The sequence below is a fragment of the Streptomyces sp. NPDC056580 genome, assembly GCF_042793175.1.
Taxonomy (GTDB): domain Bacteria; phylum Actinomycetota; class Actinomycetes; order Streptomycetales; family Streptomycetaceae; genus Streptomyces.
Genome location: NZ_JBHTVE010000021.1, coordinates 1 through 19,609, shown reverse-complemented (window position 1 = coordinate 19,609; position 19,609 = coordinate 1). Strand labels below are relative to the sequence as shown.

Sequence of the window (19,609 nt, the reverse complement as noted above, 5' to 3'; positions counted from 1 at the left end):
ACGGCCACCTTGTCGAACGTCCTGGGGCTGCAGCGGCGTGATCAACTTCAAAAGGCTTGTGAATCATGCAGGTTGATAGGTTCAGTTCGACTTGAGTGATCACGACTGAGGGAGTGGAACGTGACCGGTGTGACCAACCTGCGTCAGACGCTGCGGGACATTGAGGTCTTCGCCGGCGAGCTTCCCGGGTTCGACCCATCGATTACACCGGACACACCGGTCGAGCTGTTCACCGAGTGGTTGCTCAAGGCGTTGAGCGCTGGGGTGAAGGAGCCGCATGCCATGACGCTGTCCACGGCGGACGCCAGCGGTGATCCGACCGCCCGCGTACTCATCCTCAAAGACGTGAGCCCCCAGGGCTGGCAGTTCGCCTCGGACGCAAGCAGCCTCAAGGGCCGCGAGCTCGCTGCCCGCCCCTATGCGGCGCTGACCTTCTACTGGGCACCGCTCGCCCGACAGGTCCGGGTGCGCGGACCGGTTGTGCGAGAGACCCCTGAACTGTGCGCTGCGGACTTCCTCGCCCGCGGTGCTGGGGCACGGGCGGAAGCCCTGCTCGGTCGGCAATCGCAACCGCTCGCGGACCTGGCCGAGAGGGATGCGCAAGTGGAGGCATCGCTCACGCGGATCAAGAGTCAGCCGGACCTCGTGGCGCCAGCTTGGACGCTGTACTCAGTGCGCCCGGAGTCGGTGGAGTTCTGGCAGGGCGACAAGCAGCGCCGCCACACCCGGCTCGTCTACCTGTCTTCACCAGACGGGTGGACCAAGCAACTGCTGTGGCCTTAATTCCACCTGATCCACAAGTGTTGACAATTGCTCCTCCTGAAGCGGTGATCTGCCCTAAAGGGTGTTGCACAAGGCTGTGATCAAGCAGCCTGAAGCGGGCTGCCGGGCTCGTCGGTTCATGCGGCGAGGGCGAGGTTGTGCATGCGGGCCACCGCCTGGACTGCGTGATGGAGGCCGTCGCCGCGCTGCCGGCAGTCGCGGAGGATCTTGTAATTCTTCATCCGCGAGAAGACGTGCTCGACGCGTGCGCGGACCTTGCGGTGGGCGGCGTTGTCCTCTTCTTCGCCCTTCAGCAGTGCCCGTCCCGGGCGTTTGCGATGCGGGATGATCAGGCCGGTGTTGATGTAGACGCCGTCGCCGAGCACGGTCACGCCCTGGCAGTGCTCGGCCAGACCGGAGCCCCGCCATGCCCTGGCATCGGCGGTGTTGCCGGGTACCGGCCGGGCCGCCGCCACTACGAGGCGGGTCTCCGCGTCCACGATGACCTGCACATTTGCCGAGAACCGGTAGTTTCGGGAGGAGGCGCCTACACCGCGGTCGCGAACCGGGACGAGGGTGCCGTCCACGATCCAGACCCGATCCGGGGCGTCGGCTGCGCGGGTAACCGGCTCGAGCGCCAGCAGCGGTCCCAGCCGCTGGATCACACGGCATACGGTGGACGAGGAGACACCGAAGAGCGGGCCCAGCTGCCGCATGGTCAAGTTTGTGCGGTAGTACACCGCGACCATCAGGACCCGCTCGGCCAGCGGCAACGACCACGGCCGGCCCCGCAGGGTGCCGTTGCCGCCCCGCTCCCGCACCACCTTCAAGAGACCCGAAAACTGCGTCATCCGCAGCCCCGTGAACGTCTCCACCCACACCCGTTCAGCACGTAACACCGCGGCCATACCTAGGAGATGCCCAGCTCACAGCCTTGTGCAACACCCTTTACTGATCTTTTCTTTAGTTCGGTGGGGTTGGTGGGTGGATGGTCAGGCCTGTGTGGGTGAGGAAGGACCAGGGCGGCTGCCGGTTGTGTGTGACGCGGTGGATGCCTTGTTCGGTGGCATCGGCGACGTCGGCGAGGTGGTCGCCGGCGAGGTTGGCGAGTTCGCGCTTCTTGAGTGACAACCACAGCAGTTCCACTGGATTGAGCTCGGGCGCGTAAGCGGGTAATCGTTCCAGGGTCAGCCAGTCCTGTTCGTCGACCCAGGCACGCATGGCCCGGCTCCAGTGGGCGGACAGTCCGTCCCAGACCAGTACCACCCGCTCTCCTTGGTAGAACACCTTGAGTTGTTCCAGGACCTCGATGAGGGCGGTGGTGTCGTAGCTGCCGGGCTTGAGATGGAAGCACAGGCGTGGTCCGCGGTCGGGGTCGGTGGCGTGGTAGCCGAGAGCCGCGGCCATCGAGGCGCGTTTCCAGTTCAGCCGATGCCGCAGGAGCGGGGTGCGGCCGCGGGGCGCGTAAGTGCGGCGGACCTGGGGCAGCAAAGAGACACCTGATTCGTCGAGGAAGACGATCCAGGCACGTGTGTTCACCGCCCTTTTTTGATGCGCGGCCATTCGTGCGAGATCCACCGGGCGATCTCGGACTCGTCCCGTTCCACCGCCCGACGCTCGGGGCGCTGCAGACTCCATCCCAGCCGGCCCGTCAGCAGGCGCCAGATCGACGCCCGGGACAATGACACCCCCGTAACCCGCTCGACGACCAAGCCGACACGCTCCAGTGTCCACAGATCGGCCTCGAACCCATGGACCTGGGCCCCTTGCGCCAGCGCCGTCCGCACCTGCTCGACCTGGGCGTCACCCAGCTTGGGCGGACGACCGGTGGCCGGACGCCGACGCAAGGCATCAGTACCGCCCTCCTCCCAAACCCGTCTCCACCGCCGCACGCTCTCAGCACTGACTCCCAGCATCCGCGCGATCTCAGCACTCGTGCGTCCTTGCCCAAACAACTCAGCCGCTCGTACGCGCCGGGCCTCGGCCAACTGCGGCCGCGTCAACGGAGGAACGACAGATCTGGACGCAACACGCGAAGACGTGAAAGACACAACATTAGGGTCCCACCAACAAGCCCACCACACCCACAGAACAAACGAGAAAGTCAGTAAGGGCTTCGGCCTCGTCGAGCGGGGTCAGTGTGGCGGTGACGGGCTGGATCCGGATGGGGTGGCGGGCGTGGTCGGGGATGTCGGTGAAGTCGCCGAAGCCGGTAACGACCGGGACCAGGGCCGGCGTCGGCGTCCTGGGGAAGGGGGCGACGGCGGTGAGGGTCGCGGTCAGCTGCAGCGCACTGTCCACCCGCAGCCGACGGGCCAGTTCCCAGGCGACGGTGGTCAGGTCGCGGCAGCAGCCGCCGATGAAGTCCTCGGACACCGCGACGCCCGTATCGGGCAAGTCATCGGCGGCGAGGTTGCGCGCGGCGTTCCGGGAGACGCTGGCGGCCAGCAGCACGGTCCCGTCGTGGTGCAGTTCGGCGTGGACCTCGCGGGCGCCGGACAGCAGAAGGGTGCTGAGGACCCAGCGACGCAGGCCCGGCCGGGGGTTGCCGGTGACGGGCTCCAGGCTGGCCAGGGGGCCGGGCCTCATCGGATCACGGCCCCGGCGGCGGGCGGCCTGGGCGACGGCGGTGGTCTCTTCGCGGGTCAGGCGGGGGGCGGTGCGCGGCAGCGGGCGCTCGGGGCGGGCCAGGGCGAAGAAGTAGGCGGCCGGTTCGTTCTGCTGGGCGGCCACGGTCTCCTGAGCGTGGGCGAGCAGGTGGTGTGCTTCGTCTTCGGCGCGCTGGGCGCGGGTGAAGCGGTCGCGGTAGGCGCGTTCGAGTTGGTGTTCGGTCATCCAGGCGGTGTGGTCGCGGTCGCGGTAGGGGGCGACGGCGGCCTGCTGGTCCTTGTCCTTGGCGGCGGTGCCGTAGACGAGGTGGGGTGCCATGGGGCTGGCCGGGACATCGGCCACCAGTACGCTGGTGGCGCCGTCGGCCGACGTGAGGACCGTGAAGGTGAGGTCGGGCAGGTAGGGGTGGACGTGGTTGCGGACCCACTGGGCGTACTGCTCGATATTCGCCTTCTCCGGGTCGATGCCGACCAGCTCGCACGTGGTGTCCCGCACGCCGAAGATGATCAGGCCGCCGCGGGTGTTGGCCATCGCGGCGACATCCTTGGCCAGTTCGTTCCAGCGGCCCTCGATCGGGGGCCGCGGGAGCTGTTCCTTCCAGTCCAGGTCGTCGGACTCCGCCAGCCGGTCGGCAGCAGCCTTGGCGACCATGTCGAAGTCCAGGGGACCGGGCGCAGCCCCGAGGTGCTCATGCAGTCGTGTCCAGGAACGGGCCATGCCCGGCACCTTAGGGCGTGGCCGGCGACCCGGCCCCGTTAGTGTCGCCGGGCCGTCCATGTCTGAGTCCGACGAGCCGGGGCGGAGGGGTAGCGTGCAGCCTCAAGCTGTTCGCGGAGCGGGGGCTTCTGGCCGTGGAGGGTCGAGCCGGGCGATGAGGATGCGGCCGACCCGCTGGAGTTCCTCGTCGTGCTCGATGCTCTGGAACCTGCCGCCGCGCCGGGGCTGGGCCAGTTGCTCGCGGAGCAGGGGCAGGGCGGGTGCCGCGAGGGGGCCCATGCGGTCCAGGCAGGCCACGACGTGGTTGGACGTCGCGGGGTTCTTGGCCATGGCCTGCAGCAGGGCGTCCAGGACGGCCGCCGCCTCCGTCTCGCCACTGATCTCCCAGAGTGCGGCCGCGCAATGCACCCGGACCCATTCGTAGTCGTGCGTCAGAAGGTCCCGCAGGCGCGGCAGTGCGGCGGCGGCGGGCGGGCCTATCTCGCCGAGCAGGTCAGCCGCGTCGCTGATCCGGAAGGTGATGCGGTCGTCGAGGAGATCGAGCAGGAGCGGCATGACCTCGGCCAGGTCACTGCCGACGGCCCACAGCGCGGCGACGGCGGCAGGCCGTACATGCGCGTCGGTGGCGGTGGTCAGCGATCGGATCGTGTCCTTGGCGCCGGCCGCGGCTGGGCCGAACGCCCGCAGTGCCTTCAGGGCTGATTTCGTGACGCGGTGCTGCTCATGACGCATCGCGGCGCCGAGCGTGTCCACGACCTCCGGAACCGCGGCCGGATCGCCCAGCGCGGCCAGGGCGGAGAGGATCGCGTTGGCGCTCATCTCGGTCCACTGCTGGGAGAGGTCGATCCGGCGCAGTTGATCACAGAGCCGTGGCACCAACTGGTCCGCTGCCTGCGGCAGATGCCCTGCGACCTGGATCGCACGCCATGCGTCGATGTCGCTGTCCAGCGCGGCCAGCAGACTCGGCAGCGCTCGCCTGTCGCCGAGGCGTGCCAGGGCCCGGACGGCTTCCTGGTGGGTTCTGCGCAGCGGCGTCTGCGGTGCGGCCCATACGTGTGGGCCGTGCGCCGCGCGGTGGGTGTCGATGTGCGCGGCGAGGGCCTCCCGGGCTGGGGCGGCGATCGGGTGGCAGGAGGCCAGGACGGTCGCGGCCTCGGCGGCGACCTCCTGGTCGGCCGTGGTGAGCTGGTCGGCGACCAGCATCAGGAGCCGGGTGTGGTCCCCGCGCCAGGTGCGCATCAGCTCCCCGCTCATGCGGACCGCGTCAAGGCGCGAGCCGGGGTCGGGGCTGCTCAACTGCTCCGCCAGCACCGTGGTGCGCCCGGCCACCCGGGCGCCCAGGGCGTCGTGGAACGTCCGCAGCAGGGCCGTGGTCGGTGCGTACACGCGCGTGTGCCGGTCGAGATCCTCGAAGGCGGCGACGATCTGTGGCGCAACGCCGTCCGTGGGTGCCGCCGGGCGGCTCGGGCCCGATGCAATGGGCCGCACGGGTAGGGCACGGGCGGTCTCGCGCAGCAAGCCGACGGCGGCCGGTACGACGCCCTCGCCGATCTCGTCGGGCGCACAGCGGGCCCGCTGGACAAGGGCGCCGAGCCGGGTCGCCGGACCCTGGACCGGGTCGGCGGCGAGATCAGCGAGCCAGTCCCTCACCTGCTGCGACGCGGTCGGCAGGCGCAGTGCCAGGGTGGCCGCCGCCTCCACGATCCGAAGCCGCGCCGCGATACCTTTCTCGGCGGCCAGCCGCCCGCGCAGCATGGCGATGGCTCGGTCGGCGTCGTCGAGGAAGAGCCCGAGCCCGGCAATCGCGGCCAGGCGAACGTCCGGGTCGGGATCGAAGGCGAGTTCGGCGAACTGCGCACCCCGCTCGCGCAGGAAGGCAACGGCCTGCGCGCAGCCCGTCGGGGGGTAGTACTCGATCTCGGTGCCGTCGTCCTCAAAGCCCCGGTCGAGGGACTCCCGGCCTATGCTGACCATCAGCGCGACGACGGCGGCCCGATCGGGCGTGGCGCTGTCGTTGGCCAACTCGAACAGGAAGGGCAGGCTGGCTGCCGTGGGCGGGTAGACACTGCCCTGGTGGTGGACCGCGCTGTAGAAGCGGTCGAGGGCCTTGCGGCGTTCCTCGGCGTCCGGGGAGCGCAGCGCCGTGAGCAGCGCCGGTACCTCCTCGGCCGAGCCGTACGCGTGCTCCATCGACGCCCAGTCGATGTCATGAAGTCCGTCGAACATGATCAGAACCATGCCAGGCGGCACTGACAAGGCCTGCGTGCTCATGCCCGCCCACGGTAGAGCGTCTACACCAGGACGGCCGGCACGGCGTCCTCGGCCGTCCAGTCCCCCTCGAACAGGGCGGCGATCAGGCGTACGTGGTGGTCGGGGAGCTGGCGAGCGCGGTGCTTGGTGCGGGCCTTGGCCAGCCAGGCGCCGATCCGGACGCTCTCGCCGTCGACGCGGATGCTCTCGCGGGCGGCGGGGACGCGGCCCTCGCGGTGCAGGAAGAGCTCCAGCAGTTGCACGGTCTGCTCGAAGGTACGGCGGGTACGGCGGACGGAGGCGAGCGGATTCGCCTCGGGGGTGAGGCCCAGGGCGGTCATCAGCTGCTGCTGGCCATCGGCGAGGGCTTGCCAGGCGGTGAGCTGGCGGGCCAGCCAGGAACCGATCTTCACGCCGCCGAGCTGGGTGTCGCGGGTGAGGATGGCGGGGTCGGCGCCGCCTGCGAGGTGGGCGCGCAGCAGGTGGTATTTGCGGTGCCAGTCCGCACCGTGCGGCAGGCGCCAGTCGGGGGCGAGGGCGGTGAGGGCCTCCACACGGGCGGGGTCGAGTTCGTGTCTGGTGGCAAGGTGGCGTTGTTCGGCCAGCCAGGCGCCGACCGGGGTGGTCGCGGGAGCGGCGAGGTGACCGTGCACCCGGTGGTAGTCGGCGGCCGCGGCGAGACGGGAGCGCCAGGCGGCGTCGTGCTTATCCCAGATCATGCCCAGCGCGTCGAGCTCGGCAATCCAGTCGGCGTCGGCATCGGCGTCGAGGCGGCCGGCTTTCGCCGCGTCGCGCATGGTGGTGATGAAGGTGCCGAGCCGGTATCCGGTGGGGTCGGTGTAGTCGGCGGGGACGTCGAGGTGGCCGTGCTCGTCGCGGTAGGAGCGGGCGGCGGCGAGGCCGAGGCGGCGGGAGCGGGAGACGGCCGGGTCGCGGGGGTCGAAGGAGACCAGGTCCATCGCCTGGGCGATGCGTTCGGGGTGGACGGTGAAGTCGAAGTGCCAGCGCCGGGCGATGACGTCGCTGGTCTCGCGTGGGAGGCGGTTGGCCTTGTCGGGGAGGCGTTCGAGGATGCGGTGGTCGTGGCTGGCCAGCGCGCAGGCGATCGCCCACACCGGCTCGTACGCGCTGCCCAGGATGTTCTCGCCGTCGGCGCCCGGCGGGATGTAGACGGGGACGACGAGGCTGGCGGTCTTGCCGGAGACGTCTAGGCGCAGGGCGCGGCCGAGGGCCTGGACGCAGCGGACGACGCTGCGGGTGGGGTCGGCGAAGACGATCGCGTCGACGGAGGGGATGTCAACGCCTTCGGCGATCAGCTTCGAGTTGGCGAGGATCGCGATGTCGGCGGCGGCGAAGGAAGCGAAGATGCCGGCGCGCTGGGCGGGGGTGTGCTCGCCGTGGGCGAAGAAGAGCTCCGGGTCGATCTCGGGCGCGAGTCCGGGGTCGGTCTTGGCCAGCAGGCGCAGGGTGTGCGGGAGTTCGCGGGCGAAACGGCGGGCGTCGGAGACCAGATGGAAGTAGACCAGCACCTTCTTCAGGTTGTGCTCGGTCATGGCGCGCAGGACCGCCAGGTGCAGGGCGGTGGTGCGCAGCGCACCGTCGTCACTCGTCTCCCGAGCGGCGGTGCCCGTGGGCGTGGTACCGGGGGCGGGCAGGTTCAGGCGGCGGCGCAGGTCGGTGTCGGTGAGGGTGGGCACCACGATCCGGTAATCGGCAGCGCGGCCATCCGCCACGGCCCTCGCGAGGGGGTATTCGACCACCTTCTTGCCGTACACCTGTTCGTTGTCCATCGAGTTGGCGAACGCGTCCACCTGCTCCCCCTGCGGGCGGCGGCGGCGTGGGCGGGTGAGGTCGGCGGACTCCGCCAGCTCCGGCGCGGCGAAAATCCTCGGCGTGGCGGTCATGTAGAGGCGGCGGTCGGCGCGGATCCGCTTCGCGTCGTTGACGATCGCCCACTTCTTGTCGGCCCGGCCCGCGATCCGGTGCGCTTCGTCCATGACCGCCAGGTCGAACGGCGGGACGTCGTATCCGGTGTTCTGGGTCTGTTCGATCTTGTTCAGGGAGTCGTAGGTGCAGATCACCGTCAACGCACGGATGTAGGCGGGCCCCTCCCCCACTACCGACATCGCCGCTGCCAGCGCGAGCGGGTCGCTGGTCGAGCCAACGCGCGCGGCAACGAGGTCATCGCGGCCGGCGGCGTCTAGAGAGGAGACGATCACCATCACCATGGGCTCGTCGTGGCCGTCGCGGCGCCAGGCCAGTGCGGTCTGCGCGGCCAGGTCGAGGGTGGGCACCACGAACAGGAGTCGACGGCGAGACGGAGCCTGTGCCGGTGAAACTGGGGGTGTGGGTATCGAACACTCGCGCAAGGCGAGACAAGCTCTCCCAGGAGCAACTGGCCGCACTGCGGGAACTGGGCATGGAGTGGGCGTAGGGGTGTCGCTACCTTCGATCAGAGATCCGCAGGTACTGGCCGTGCAAGAGGAGTCCCCTCTTTGAGGAACTGGCCTACTTGATCCATCCGGTCTGAGAAGCCCACCGGTGCATGGTCAGCGAGGAGGTCAAGGTGATCCGCTGGCCATCCGGTGGGGTTCCCCTTGAGCAGTACCAACCGTTGATCGAACGCATAGTTAGCACGCTCGATGCGTTGGACCAGCGAGAGCGCATGCTCAAGGGCTTGCTCAGTGCCGCCTACGGCTTGGACGAGTACGGAACGCTCTGGGGTGTTCACGCGGACGGTTGGGCGGACTTTGGCGCCTCTGGGGAGCTCGATGGTTGGCCGCCTGTCGTAGGCGAAACGGGCTCCATCGAGGAACTGATAGAACTGACGTACTGGATCAACCAGGCCGGGGACGCGGGGCGACGTTCCTCCCAAGGCGGCGCTCAGCCTCCCGTCGCTCCTCGTCGGCTACTAAACCGCTCGACACCGACGCCGTCCACACCGGGGACTGCTGGGCGGCGGCCAAGAGCGGCCGGAGCCGCCCGGCCACCCGGGCCCAAGCCGTGGACGCCCTGGGGCAGAACATCCCGCCGTGCATGCACTGCCGGCCGGACACGGCACTGGGCGTGCTCTACTGACCAGGACACCCCCTGCGACGTCAGCCGCCTGCCGGGGCGTCCCTCCTTGCGGTGACATTCTTGCGCGGACCGGCGACCAGGGCGTGCGATGCACGGTCGAGAGGGCCCCGCCAGTGAGTCAGCGTCGCTTTCCGAGGCTGGGCAGCCCGCCTGGAACTGTGCGCACGCTGGTCGAGGGCTCATCCGCGACAGGCCGTGTCGGCTGTTGTGGTGGGGTTGACACCGACCTCAACGGTGGGAGTTGAGGCGGTTCCCCGCGCCGACGATTCGTCACGACGCTGTCTGATGCTGGGCAAACAGCGATCTTCCCAGGAAGCTGGTGAGAGTACAGACGACCGGTCCTCGTGTTGACTTTAGTGATGGCGCCGCAGTTGACGCACTCGTGCTTGACCGCGTCTGGATTACGCATGCCGCCCCTCCCCGCTGCCAAGCCCGGGGGTGGGGCCACGGCATCACCGCACTGCTGCCGTGGCCCACCCCCGCTGGGCTAGAAGTTCATCGGACCGGAATGCCGCGGCGAGGATCGCGGAGCTGCCCGAGCAAGACTGCGAGTTCCGCCGGTGTTGTAGACCAGCTCCACCCCGACGGCGGTGACCTCGCACAGGTGCCTGGCCGGCTGGCAGGGCCTGCCTGCGGCGGCTCACTCCGCTCCCTCCGTCGGTGTAGCGGCGGGAGCGGAGTGGCGGGCTTTGACCACCTCGTCCCAGGCAGCACTGTCGCGGTCGGGGGCGGCGCGCAGGGCCTTGGCGCGGGCTCGGTCGGCGGCGAGGTTCTGGTGGATGAAATCGGGCACAAGGTCGCCGCCGCGTTCACTCTCGCGGAGCATCCGCTCCTGCAGGTCGGCGCTGAGGTCCCACAGGTCGGCCTCCGCCTTCAGATCAGGCACCAGTTGGTCCCTCCGGATGCGGTCGGCGGCACTGTTGACTCGCAGCACCATCTCGATGGTGGAGTGCCGGGGCAGGCCTGCGCTGACGGGGTGTTCCTGGTCGGCCCGGCCGTCGTGCTGGCGCAGCCACTGATCCAGGAGGCGGGCGGTCTTCTCCGCGCTGCCGTTTGCAGGGGCGGCGCTGCCTGGGGCGTAGCGGGCGCCGTAGGGAATTCGCCTGTCGTCGGGGGTGCCGTCGGGGTGCAGCCGTTCGGGCTTGTCGAGCGGCTCGCGCCACGCCTTGACGTGTTCGGCGAACCGGGTGTGGGCGGACTGACGGGTCGTGCCCAGGGCTTCGCCGATCTCCTCCCAGCTGGCGCCGCGCTCGCGCTCGTAGATGACGGCTCGACGCTGGGCTGCCTCGGCGAGACGCATCAACTCGGCGGCCTCGCGTACGAAGTCGCCCGGCGCAATAGTGTCGGAGGAGTCGCCTTCGGTGCCGATGCGGTTAAGCGAAGACTCGGCGAGTTCGCGGTAGGCGTCGGAGAGCATGAGGCGTGCGAGCGCCGCCGGGGTGTACGGGTGCGGCGGCTCGGGAGTCGGATCGGCGAGCGGGCTCATCTCATTCATGCCGTCACCATAGGGCTGACGCGATATCGCTGTCAGTCTCGCGATGACAAATATTATGTGTCAGCCCGAAACTGACAGATTGGGATTGTCGCCTAGGGTTGACGGCTCGACTTTGTCTCATAGAGGTTGACTCAGACCCGTTGTCAGGCAGGAAGTGACGACCGGAGCGCTCTCCTGAACGCACAGGATAATTACGGTTATCCTGTGCTTAGACGCCCTCGGCCGGTACGCGAACGCCCCGGCCGGGTGGCCGGGGCGTCAGGGGAGGGAGTCGCAGTGGATCAGCCGAGCAGGGCGGCCAGGACCCCCATCACGCTCAGCGCGCCGGTGAAGGCGCCGCCGGCGGCGAACACCTGGACGGGGGCGGCTCCTGCCGGGGCGGTGCCGCCTCCCGCGGTCGCGAGGGTCGGCGCGTTCACGGTGTACGCGAACACCGCGGCAGCCGCCGCGCATAGCACCCCGAAGACGGTCCAGGCGATCCGGACCGCACCCGGCCTGCCGTCCGGCAGCCCCAGCGTGCTCATCACGGCGGCGACGTCGAGGGCGAAGGCCACCACGGTCGCGCCCGCCGCGGCCCAGCACCGACCGACCGTCGGTGCGGACTGGGCGGCCACCCGGAAGGCCGCGAAGGCGAGCACCATGGCGACTACGGTGCCGCTCGCCACAAGTGCGGACTGGAGACTCGACATGGGACTTCCCCTCCCGGTGCGGTCCATGGGATCGGCTTCGGGTACGCCGAAGCACGGCCACCGAGGGGGCCGACGCCGCCCCGATGCATGTTCCGCAGTCTATGAAAGAATGAAACAATCGGCCAATGTGCGAGGTGAGCGGTGATGGCGGCAGGGCGGCCGGCGCGAACGGAAGATCTCCCGGCGGACGGCGGCGACCCTCCGGTGCGGCGGCGGCGGTCGGTGGGCCGGCCGCCGGGACCCCTGGACGTGAGCGCGCCCCGCGACGCGCAGGACTTGGTCATGCGGTTGCGCGCCCTGCGGGAGGACTCGGGGCTGACGCTGCGGCAACTCTCCAGCCGTACCGGACTCAGCCCCGCCACCCTGTCCCGCACCCTGAACGCGACCACGCCGCCCTCGGAGACGACCCTGAACGCCTTCCTGGAGGCGCTGGGCGTTTCTCCCGACCAACGCAGCAGCTGGCTGGCGGCCCTCCACCGGGTCCGATCCGCAACCCCGGCCGACAGCGGCTGGGTCGACGACCAACTGCCCGTGGCCATGGCCGAGCTGCATGAGCGGGCCGGCGCCCAGAGCCTGCGAGGGATCCAAGAGCGACTCGCCAAGTCGGGCCAGTTCGTGGGGGTGTCGACGCTCCACCGCCTGCTGCGCGACCCGCTGAGCAATCCGGAGCGCGCCCTGACGGTGGCCGAGCTGCTGGCCGATCAGCTCAAGCCGCACGAACGCAGACGCGCCGAGACGACCGTTCTCGCCCCCCTCCGGACTCTGCGGCACTCCTCCACGCACCGCTCACCGACCCGTCACAGAAGCGAGGCAGCAGGAACCGGGTGGGACAGCGCCAACGGCAGCGGGTTCACCCGCGTGCCGCCGCAGGACCTTGACGCCGAGCAGTCCGTCCTGGGCGGCATGCTGCTCTCTAAGGACGCCATCACCCACGTCACCAAGGTCCTCAAGGAGGGGCGCGACTTCTACCGGCCCGCGCACGAGACGATCTACCAGGCCATCCTCGACCTTTACACGCGTGACGAGCCGGCCGACCCCATTTCCGTCGGCGCCGAACTCGAAGGGCGCGGTGACCTCGACCGCGTCGGCGGTGCGCGGTACCTGTACACGCTCGTCCAGGTAGTGCCCACCGCTGCCAATGCCGACTACTACGCGGAGATCGTCCATGAGAAGGCCGTCTGCCGCCGCCTCATCGAGGCCAGCGCCAGCATCGCGCAGATGGCGTACACCAGTGACCTTCCGCTGGACGCCATGATCCGCGCGGCCCATGACGCCATCAGCGCCGCCGCGCAGCCCGGGCAGGCCGACACCCCGGAGGCGCCGCGGTGACCACCACGGTGGACCACCGGCGCCGCGGGGCACTGACCACCCAGCGCCGCGACCCACGCGATCACTGGCCGGAACATGCGCGGAAGCTGTACGACTTCCTCGTCACTATCTACGGCGAGGACGATCCGCTGCCCACCCTGGCCGCGGGCTGGGTCGCGCATCAGCGCAGCACGAACACCCAGAAGACGTACGCGCGCGGCTTCAAGGTGTTCGAGGAGTTCGCCCGGGACCACGGCGTGCACCCGATGCGCGTGACGTTCATGCTGGCCGACACCTTTTCGCAGTACCTGGAGGTCACCCCCACCTGGCAGCGGATCAAGGGCGGCCGGCGCGGCGAGATGGCCCGCACCGGCACGCCGTACTCGGACGCCTCCCGTGCCAACGCCCTGTCGGCGGCGTCCTCCTTCTTCGGCTACCTGGACACCGTCAGCGACGAGCCGGTGCGCAACCCCTTCACCGCGGTGCGCCGGCCGGTGATCGACCCCAACTACTCGGCGACCGAGGGGCTGACCGAGGCGGAGACCGTGCGGCTGCTGCTCGCCGCCCGCGACCTGCACCAGCCCGCGGCGTACCGGCCGCGGGCGTACGCCCTGCTTTTGATGATCTACACCGTGTGCCTGCGGATCGACTCCGTGCTCGCCGCCGACGTCGAGGACCTCGGCTACGACCGCGGCCACCACGTCCTCAACGCCCGCATCAAGGGCGGGGCGCGGAAGAAGAAGGCGATCCCGCCGCACACCTGGGACGCCCTGCAGGACCACCTCGGTGGCCGGACCAGCGGGCCGCTGTTCACCACCGCCTCCGGCGGCCGGCTTGACGAGCCCGCCGTGTGGCGGCTGGTCCGCTCCCTCGCCCGTCGGGCCGGGCTGCCGCAGGCCGACTCCATCCACCCGCACGTGATGAAGCACAACGCCATCACGCACGCCCTGGCCAAGCCCCACGCCCGGATCGACCGGGTGCAGGAGTGGGCCGACCACAAGGACGCCCGCACCACCGGCCGGTACAACCGGCGGCGCGGTCTGCTCGACGACAGCCCCGGCTACGACCTCGCCGCTGGCCTGGCCTACGCACTCGACCCAGTGGGGACGGACCGGGGCGCCGAGGAAGGCTCGGGGTGACCGTGAGGACGACGAAGACGGACGACACCGCGATGACTCAGCTCAGCAGCGGCTTACCAGGGCGATGACCACGTACGTGCCGGTGACGGCCGCCGCCGCGAACGCCGTCCGCCTGGGCTGGCTCAGCCCAGGACCCGGAAGGCCGCCGACGGGCGCCGCGGGGGCGAGCCGCTCGCCCACCCGGTGACGCGGTTCCTGGCCAACCACGCCTGACGTGCCGTCCCTAGACGTTCCGGCTCGAGGCGTGCCTGCGGGTGCCCTCCCGGACCGTGGCCGACCTGCTCGCCGACGCGCTCGCCCTGGACGACGCCGAGCGGGCCCGGCTGCTCGAGGTCTCCGTCACCGACGCCGGCCGCGACTGGCCCGGCCGGAAGGCTGCCTGAGCCTGACTACCAACAAAGGCCGGAGGAGCCACTAGACAGCCCTCCCGCGGCGCCGAGGGACCCATCGACGGCTGCGGGGGGTGGGAGGCGCCAGAGCAGGGCGCAGGGCTGCTTGGAACGCATCCACGGCCTGCGTCATCCGTTCATCGTCTCCGTGGTTGTCCACGGCTGCTGTGAACACCGCGTTCGCCGCGTCGGCGAGCCCGGGCTCCCCCCGCCACATGAGCGGCGCGACGGCTGCCCCGAGCCGACTCAGCGGCGCGGTCAGTCCTGCCGCCGACACCGCGGTCTCCTGCTCCCAGCGGTCCACGATCCGCCACGCTTCCTTGAAGAGGGCGGGAAGGCCGGATGTCATCCCACCCGGCGCGCCAAGGGCAGCGGCCCCTCCCTTGCTCAGCGCACCCAGGAAGACCCGGGCCTTAGCACCCCCGCCTGCAAAGAGCTGATCGTGCATGTCCCCCGCGACCTTGAGCGCAAGGACGGCAGCCAGCAGTTCATTGGCCTGAGCCTCGAGGGCGGCGCGGTCTGCGGCGGCATCCTTACGCTCTTCCGCCCTCCGGGTCCGCCGACTGTTCTCCCAGCCACCGATGAACACCAGGGCGACGGCACCGGCAGCGCTGAGCGCCGTCTTGAGTAGTTCGCTGTCCACAAGGACCACGACACGACCGCGGCCCGGAAGGTTCCCGCCTGACCCGTGCTGTGCTCCCGGCCCGAGAGCGAGCTAGCAGAAGCGGGGCCCCGGGCTCGATCACTGGGCCGGAGCCGCGCCGGCGAGTTGTTTGTCGCCGCCCGCGCGGGTGACCCGGTCGCTGTCACCACTGAAAGGACATGCGATGAGCGCGCAGTTCCCCGAGATGGACGACGAACCTCGACGTGAGAAGGCGGGGGAATTGCCCGACGACGATGTCGTCGGGATTCTCCTGCGGCAGCATGCCCGCATCAGGGCTTTGTTCGGAGAGGTACGAGGGGCTGAGGGGGCCCACAAGCAGGATGTCTTCAACGAGCTACGGGCGCTGCTGGCCGTCCATGAGACGGCCGAAGAGATGATCGTGCGTCCTGCCGCGAAGGACACCGCGGGCGAGGACGAGGCCCACGCCCGTAACGCGGAGGAACGTGAGGCGAACAAGGTGCTCGCCGAGTTGGAGAAGATGGATCTCTCCAGTCAGGAGTTCGACGTTCAGTTCGCGCAGTTCCAGCAGGATGTGCTTGCCCACGCCGGACACGAGGAGGCGATGGAGTTCCCGGCACTGGAATCCGGTTGCACCCCGGAGCAGCGGCAGACCATGGGCAGGCGCCTGCTGACGGCCGAAAAGGCGGCTCCCACACACCCGCACCCCACCGCTGCCGGTTCGCCCGTGCTGCAGTGGACGCTGGGCCCTTTCGCCTCCTTGCTGGACCGGGCCCGCGACGCGCTCGGCACGAATCCGTGATCCTTCCGGGAGGCGCGACCATGCCGGCGAGCGTCAGGGACGGACACCTGGACAGTCGGTCGGTCAGAACAGCGTGCTTGCGCGGCAGGACCGAGATCACGCGGAGACCGACCGCCCTATGACCCGTCACCGCAGCGTTATCGGTCGGGAACACATCTCAGCAAGAACTCGCCGTGGTGTGGGCATGACGTGCAGGGGAGTCGATGCGCGTGGTGACGTACGGGCCGGAACATCGTGTGCGCATGCCAGCGCTGCGGGCCAGCTGGCTGACACAGACTTTCCTGCACTGGGCATACGCTCCAGAACTCATCCAACGCCTGCTGCCCGACGGGCTTACAGTCGACACCTATGACGGGCACGCCTGGGTGGGTCTCACACCGTTCGTCATGGCCGACGTTCGCCCTTCCGGCTCCCCTGTGGCGCTGACCGCCTTTCCGGAGACCAATCTGCGCACCTACGTGCGTGGACCGGGCGGCCTGGAAGGATTGTGGTTCCTGTCGATCGAGGTGGCCAGCCCGGTGATGCTGGCGGCTCGCGCCATCGGGGTGCCGTACCACCTCGGGCGACTGCGGCTAGCGCGCAGCGGTGAAAGCGTGACGTACACCGGATCGAGGTGGGGCGGTGGATCGGCTTACCGCATCACCGTACGTCCGGGCCCGCCGATCCGCCCTACACGCCGGGATGTGTGGCTTGCGTCACGATGGCGGGCGTTCACGCACAGAGCGGGCGCTTTGTGGGAGACGCCCGCCGAGCACGAGCCCTGGCCGCTGCGCGCGGCCCATCTCGGCGACCTCGCCGAGAGCGTGACCCGGGCGGCAGGGCTGTCCACGCCCGACGAGGAGCCGCTGGTGCACTTCTCCGACGGGGTGCACAAGGTGCGCCTCGGTCTCTCACGGCCGGTGCGGCCGCAGTCAAGGAGGCAGGGGTAAACCCCATCTGGGTGGCCCGGTCACAAGGGCTGTTCAACCTCCGGGAAGCCGGTCTCCCGCAGGTGGGCCTGGAGCCAGCGAGCCGAACGGGTCACGTTCCGCTCGTGTGCCGGGTCGGCGGACACCGACGGGATGCGCACCCAGGCGGCCAGATCATCCTGCAGCGCGCCGACGCGGTCGTGCAGATACTGTAACCGCGGACGGCGGGGTCGGGTTTCTGCATCACATGTTTCCTTCGCTGCCGACGGGTGGGGCGGTGTGAGCTAGCACCGGCGGGAACAGCACCGCAAGGCGGTCCCGCAGCGCCTTGCGGAGGTCATCCAGTCCCTCACCCGTGCGGGCGGACACGACGACGGCGCCCGGGTGGAGCTGTCGCAATGTGGTCATCTGCTCAGGCTCCGCGAGGTCCGCTTGCCCGAGCCGATGCTGTGGGGCCGGCCGCGGCGGCCGGGGTGATCTGCCGGCGCAGGTCCAGGTGGCAGCAGCCGTACACCGGCTGGGCCCCGGTGAAGAAGACGACGGGCCGGAAGGTCGCCGAGAAGGCCATCGCCGGGACCACCTCGAAGAAGGCGTCCGCGAAGAAGACGTCCGCCGAGCCGGCGAAGGAGACCGCCGCGAAGAAGGCGTCGACCGAGGAGGTCCCGGCCCAGCAGACCGCCTCCGCGCAGGCGCCGGCGGGAAGGGCCGCGGCCAGGGAGAAATCGGGGCCGCCGCTGTGGCAGCTCATCCTGGACATCCTGCGCAAGACCCCAGGACAGCCGTACGTGCCCGCGAGGTCCACGACCAGCTCGCGCAGGACCACCCCAGTCGGAGGACATCCGCCCAGACGGTGCGCAACAACCTGCAGACCCTCGTCCAGAAGGGCCTCGCCGAGAAGACGCGCCAGCAGGGAAACGTGATGTACACCGCCTACGCAGACGCCGGCGCAAATGCGACGCCCGCCGCGGACGGCACCGCTGACGGGGAGGTCGGGCAGGATCCCGAGAAGGTTCCGGCGGAGGTCTGATCTCGGCTGCGCCCGCCCGGGCACCGCGACGGCCGGCGGGCCGAGCGCCGCAGGTGCCCGGGCACCAACACGGCGCGCGACGATTGCCCCCAGCGCCAGACCGGCGGTCACGTCGCTCAGCTCGGCGCGTACTCCCAGGACAGCGGCGGCTTGCACGTAGACCGCCGCGGCGATGGCCAGCGCGGCGAAGGCGTTTCCGGGGGTGCCGCCCCGTCCGCCGGCGGTCACTGGCTGTCGGAGGTACGCGGACGCGGGGGGGTGCCCCTATGGGTTTCGTCAACCTGTTGGGGCGGGTTGGGGTTTGTAGAAGGTTCCGTCGCGGAGCATCGCGAAGAGCACGTCGGCTCGGCGTCTTGCGAGGCAGAGGAGGGCTTGGGTGTGGTGTTTGCCCTGGCTGATCTTCTTGTCGTAGTAGGCCCGGGAGACCGGGTCGGCCAGGGCCGCGAACGCGGAGAGGAAGAAGGCTCGCTTGAGCTGCTTGTTTCCGCGCCTGGAGGGTTGTTCGCCTCGGATCGAGGTGCCCGAACTGCGGGTCGTCGGGGCGAGGCCGGCATAGGCAGCGAGGTGGGCGGCGGACGGGAAGCTGGATCCGTCGCCGACGTCGATGAGGATGCGTGCTCCGGTCCTGACGCCGATCCCCGGCATGGACGTCAGGACCTTGGAAAGAGGGTGGGACTCCAGCAGTTCCTCGATCCTCGTGGCGAGGAGCTTCCGCTGGTCAAGCACTGCTTGGAGCGATCCGGCGAGGCTGGGAACGATCAGTGCGGCCGCGTCCGTGCCCGGGACGACGACGGTCTGTTCGTCCAGTGCGGTGAAGATGTCCTCGACGAGCCGTTCGGCCATCCGCGGTGCCTTCGGACGTATCAACGCAACGAGCCGCCGGCGTCCGGCTTTGCGGATCTAGGCCGGGGAGCCGAACTGGTCGAGGAGCTTGAGCACTGCCGGGTGTTGGACGCGCGGGCCCAGGACCCGTTCCAGCGACGGGTGGATCTGCGTGAGCAGGCCCCGCAGGCGGTTGCTGATGCGGGTGGCCTCCCCGGCCAGGTCGTCGTCGAAGCCGACGATCATCTCCAGCTCGGCGATGGTCTCGTCCTCGAGGTCGACCGAGCGGAGCGTGTGAGGCATGACGCGGGCCGCGTCCGCGATGACGAACGCGTCTCGGGCATCTGTTTTGGCCTCGCCGGGATAGAGGTCGGCGATCCGCCTCATCGTCAGGCCGGGCAGGTAGGCGACCGGGCAGCCCATGTCGCGGGCCACCGCCAGCGGCAGAGCCCCGATCGAGGCCGGCTGGTCGACAACCACGAACACGGTCCCGTGCTTGGCCTGCAGTTTGCCGAAGACCTCGCGGAGCTTCGGCTCGCTGTTGGGCAGCCGCTTGTCGAAGGCCTTCTTCCCGGCCGGGGTGACGGCGGTGGCGTGATGTTCGCCCTTGCCGACGTCCAGGCCGAGGAAGGCACCGATGTCACTGACGTCGATCACGTGCGTCCTTCGGTCGTCCTCGCCCGGCTGTCCCACGGCACCGATCGCCACATCCACATTACGAAGAGCCTCCCGACCTGCGAAGAAGCCGGTGGTCATGCCCCTAATTAGCGGTCTGTCGATGCCTTCGGAGCCGGTGACACCACCCCCCAAGACATGCGATCGACAGGGGGAGAAAGTCATGCCCACTCCGAAGGCCGGGCGCCCCATTGCGGGGCCACCAAGAAGGTAATGGGGGGGGTGACGAACGCCGGGTGGCTCAGTACGCGGAGTTGACGTTGTCGATGGAGCCGTAGCGGTGGGCGGCGTAGTTGGCGGCGGCGGTGATGTTGGC

The 19,609-nt window shown here is 69.7% G+C and carries 18 protein-coding genes and 3 pseudogenes; 9 read left to right on the top strand and 12 right to left on the bottom strand.

Annotated features, from left to right (window positions below; translation table 11 throughout):
• Positions 1-129 precede the first annotated feature (129 nt).
• On the top strand, positions 130-783 hold the full coding sequence (locus ACFQ9Z_RS34785; protein WP_383029685.1) for a pyridoxal 5'-phosphate synthase: 654 nt from the start codon (positions 130-132) through the stop codon (positions 781-783).
• 116 nt (positions 784-899) lie between these two features.
• Here ACFQ9Z_RS34785 and ACFQ9Z_RS34780 read toward each other — a convergent pair whose 3' ends face one another.
• The 6 genes from ACFQ9Z_RS34780 to ACFQ9Z_RS34755 all read right to left on the bottom strand — a co-directional run bounded on the left by ACFQ9Z_RS34780 (position 900) and on the right by ACFQ9Z_RS34755 (position 8,636).
• Positions 900-1,670 (bottom strand): transposase family protein, encoded by a 771-nt coding sequence (locus ACFQ9Z_RS34780; RefSeq protein WP_383029471.1) that lies wholly within the window; start codon positions 1,668-1,670, stop codon positions 900-902.
• A 55-nt stretch (positions 1,671-1,725) separates the two neighbouring features.
• Positions 1,726-2,301: a transposase gene (locus ACFQ9Z_RS34775; RefSeq protein ID WP_383029468.1), complete on the bottom strand. Its 576-nt coding sequence runs from the start codon at positions 2,299-2,301 to the stop codon at positions 1,726-1,728.
• Positions 2,298-2,813, bottom strand: coding sequence for a winged helix-turn-helix domain-containing protein (locus ACFQ9Z_RS34770; RefSeq protein WP_383029466.1), 516 nt, complete (start codon positions 2,811-2,813; stop codon positions 2,298-2,300). The genes ACFQ9Z_RS34775 and ACFQ9Z_RS34770 overlap by 4 nt, the downstream gene beginning before the upstream one ends.
• A 4-nt stretch (positions 2,814-2,817) precedes the next feature.
• Positions 2,818-4,089 carry a helix-turn-helix domain-containing protein gene (locus tag ACFQ9Z_RS34765; protein ID WP_383029463.1) on the bottom strand — a complete coding sequence of 424 codons (1,272 nt, stop codon included), beginning with the start codon at positions 4,087-4,089 and terminating at the stop codon, positions 2,818-2,820.
• Positions 4,090-4,191: 102 nt separating this feature from the next.
• A complete protein-coding gene (locus ACFQ9Z_RS34760) occupies positions 4,192-6,315 on the bottom strand; it encodes a HEAT repeat domain-containing protein (RefSeq protein ID WP_383029461.1) in 2,124 nt (707 codons plus the stop codon).
• A gap of 65 nt (positions 6,316-6,380) precedes the next feature.
• Entirely contained in the window at positions 6,381-8,636 is a 2,256-nt protein-coding gene (locus ACFQ9Z_RS34755) for a Helicase associated domain protein (RefSeq protein ID WP_383029459.1), read from the bottom strand.
• 442 nt (positions 8,637-9,078) lie between these two features.
• Between ACFQ9Z_RS34755 and ACFQ9Z_RS34750 the strand changes: the two genes are divergently transcribed.
• Positions 9,079-9,417 carry a DUF6233 domain-containing protein gene (locus tag ACFQ9Z_RS34750; protein ID WP_383029456.1) on the top strand — a complete coding sequence of 113 codons (339 nt, stop codon included), beginning with the start codon at positions 9,079-9,081 and terminating at the stop codon, positions 9,415-9,417.
• 640 nt (positions 9,418-10,057) lie between these two features.
• Here the strand turns inward: ACFQ9Z_RS34750 and ACFQ9Z_RS34745 are convergent.
• Together ACFQ9Z_RS34745 and ACFQ9Z_RS34740 are read right to left on the bottom strand one after the other, a co-directional pair.
• Positions 10,058-10,912: a hypothetical protein gene (locus tag ACFQ9Z_RS34745; protein WP_383029453.1), complete on the bottom strand. Its 855-nt coding sequence runs from the start codon at positions 10,910-10,912 to the stop codon at positions 10,058-10,060.
• Between the two features lie 281 nt (positions 10,913-11,193).
• Entirely contained in the window at positions 11,194-11,601 is a 408-nt protein-coding gene (locus ACFQ9Z_RS34740; RefSeq protein WP_383029451.1) for a hypothetical protein, read from the bottom strand.
• A 144-nt stretch (positions 11,602-11,745) separates the two neighbouring features.
• On the opposite strand from ACFQ9Z_RS34740, the pseudogene ACFQ9Z_RS34735 reads away from it, so the two are divergent.
• The 4 genes and pseudogenes from ACFQ9Z_RS34735 to ACFQ9Z_RS34720 form a co-directional block, all read left to right on the top strand.
• Positions 11,746-12,048: pseudogene (locus ACFQ9Z_RS34735) on the top strand (helix-turn-helix domain-containing protein); the annotation flags it as partial.
• A gap of 315 nt (positions 12,049-12,363) precedes the next feature.
• Positions 12,364-12,894 (top strand): annotated as a pseudogene (locus ACFQ9Z_RS34730) (replicative DNA helicase); the annotation flags it as partial.
• A gap of 32 nt (positions 12,895-12,926) precedes the next feature.
• The gene (locus ACFQ9Z_RS34725) at positions 12,927-14,048 is read left to right on the top strand and encodes a tyrosine-type recombinase/integrase (RefSeq protein WP_383029449.1); all 1,122 of its coding nucleotides are present in this window, start codon (positions 12,927-12,929) and stop codon (positions 14,046-14,048) included.
• 254 nt (positions 14,049-14,302) lie between these two features.
• Positions 14,303-14,431, top strand: coding sequence for a hypothetical protein (locus ACFQ9Z_RS34720; protein WP_383029446.1), 129 nt, complete (start codon positions 14,303-14,305; stop codon positions 14,429-14,431).
• A 31-nt stretch (positions 14,432-14,462) separates the two neighbouring features.
• On the opposite strand, the gene ACFQ9Z_RS34715 is transcribed toward ACFQ9Z_RS34720, so the two are convergent.
• The gene (locus ACFQ9Z_RS34715) at positions 14,463-15,080 is read right to left on the bottom strand and encodes a hypothetical protein (RefSeq protein WP_383029444.1); all 618 of its coding nucleotides are present in this window, start codon (positions 15,078-15,080) and stop codon (positions 14,463-14,465) included.
• Positions 15,081-15,264: 184 nt separating this feature from the next.
• On the opposite strand from ACFQ9Z_RS34715, the gene ACFQ9Z_RS34710 reads away from it, so the two are divergent.
• Positions 15,265-15,861, top strand: coding sequence for a hemerythrin domain-containing protein (locus ACFQ9Z_RS34710; protein WP_383029441.1), 597 nt, complete (start codon positions 15,265-15,267; stop codon positions 15,859-15,861).
• 242 nt (positions 15,862-16,103) lie between these two features.
• Positions 16,104-16,790, top strand: coding sequence for a YqjF family protein (locus ACFQ9Z_RS34705; RefSeq protein WP_383029437.1), 687 nt, complete (start codon positions 16,104-16,106; stop codon positions 16,788-16,790).
• A 222-nt stretch (positions 16,791-17,012) separates the two neighbouring features.
• On the opposite strand, the gene ACFQ9Z_RS34700 is transcribed toward ACFQ9Z_RS34705, so the two are convergent.
• Positions 17,013-17,177: a hypothetical protein gene (locus tag ACFQ9Z_RS34700; protein WP_383029432.1), complete on the bottom strand. Its 165-nt coding sequence runs from the start codon at positions 17,175-17,177 to the stop codon at positions 17,013-17,015.
• Positions 17,178-17,181: 4 nt separating this feature from the next.
• On the bottom strand, positions 17,182-17,517 hold the full coding sequence (locus tag ACFQ9Z_RS34695) for a hypothetical protein (RefSeq protein ID WP_383029430.1): 336 nt from the start codon (positions 17,515-17,517) through the stop codon (positions 17,182-17,184).
• Positions 17,518-17,619: 102 nt separating this feature from the next.
• Here ACFQ9Z_RS34695 and ACFQ9Z_RS34690 point away from each other — a divergent pair, with 102 nt between their 5' ends.
• Positions 17,620-17,796, top strand: a complete 177-nt coding sequence (locus tag ACFQ9Z_RS34690; RefSeq protein ID WP_383029428.1) for a hypothetical protein — start codon at positions 17,620-17,622, stop codon at positions 17,794-17,796.
• Between the two features lie 276 nt (positions 17,797-18,072).
• Here the strand turns inward: ACFQ9Z_RS34690 and ACFQ9Z_RS34685 are convergent.
• Positions 18,073-19,275 (bottom strand): annotated as a pseudogene (locus ACFQ9Z_RS34685) (IS110 family transposase).
• Positions 19,276-19,609 lie beyond the last annotated feature (334 nt).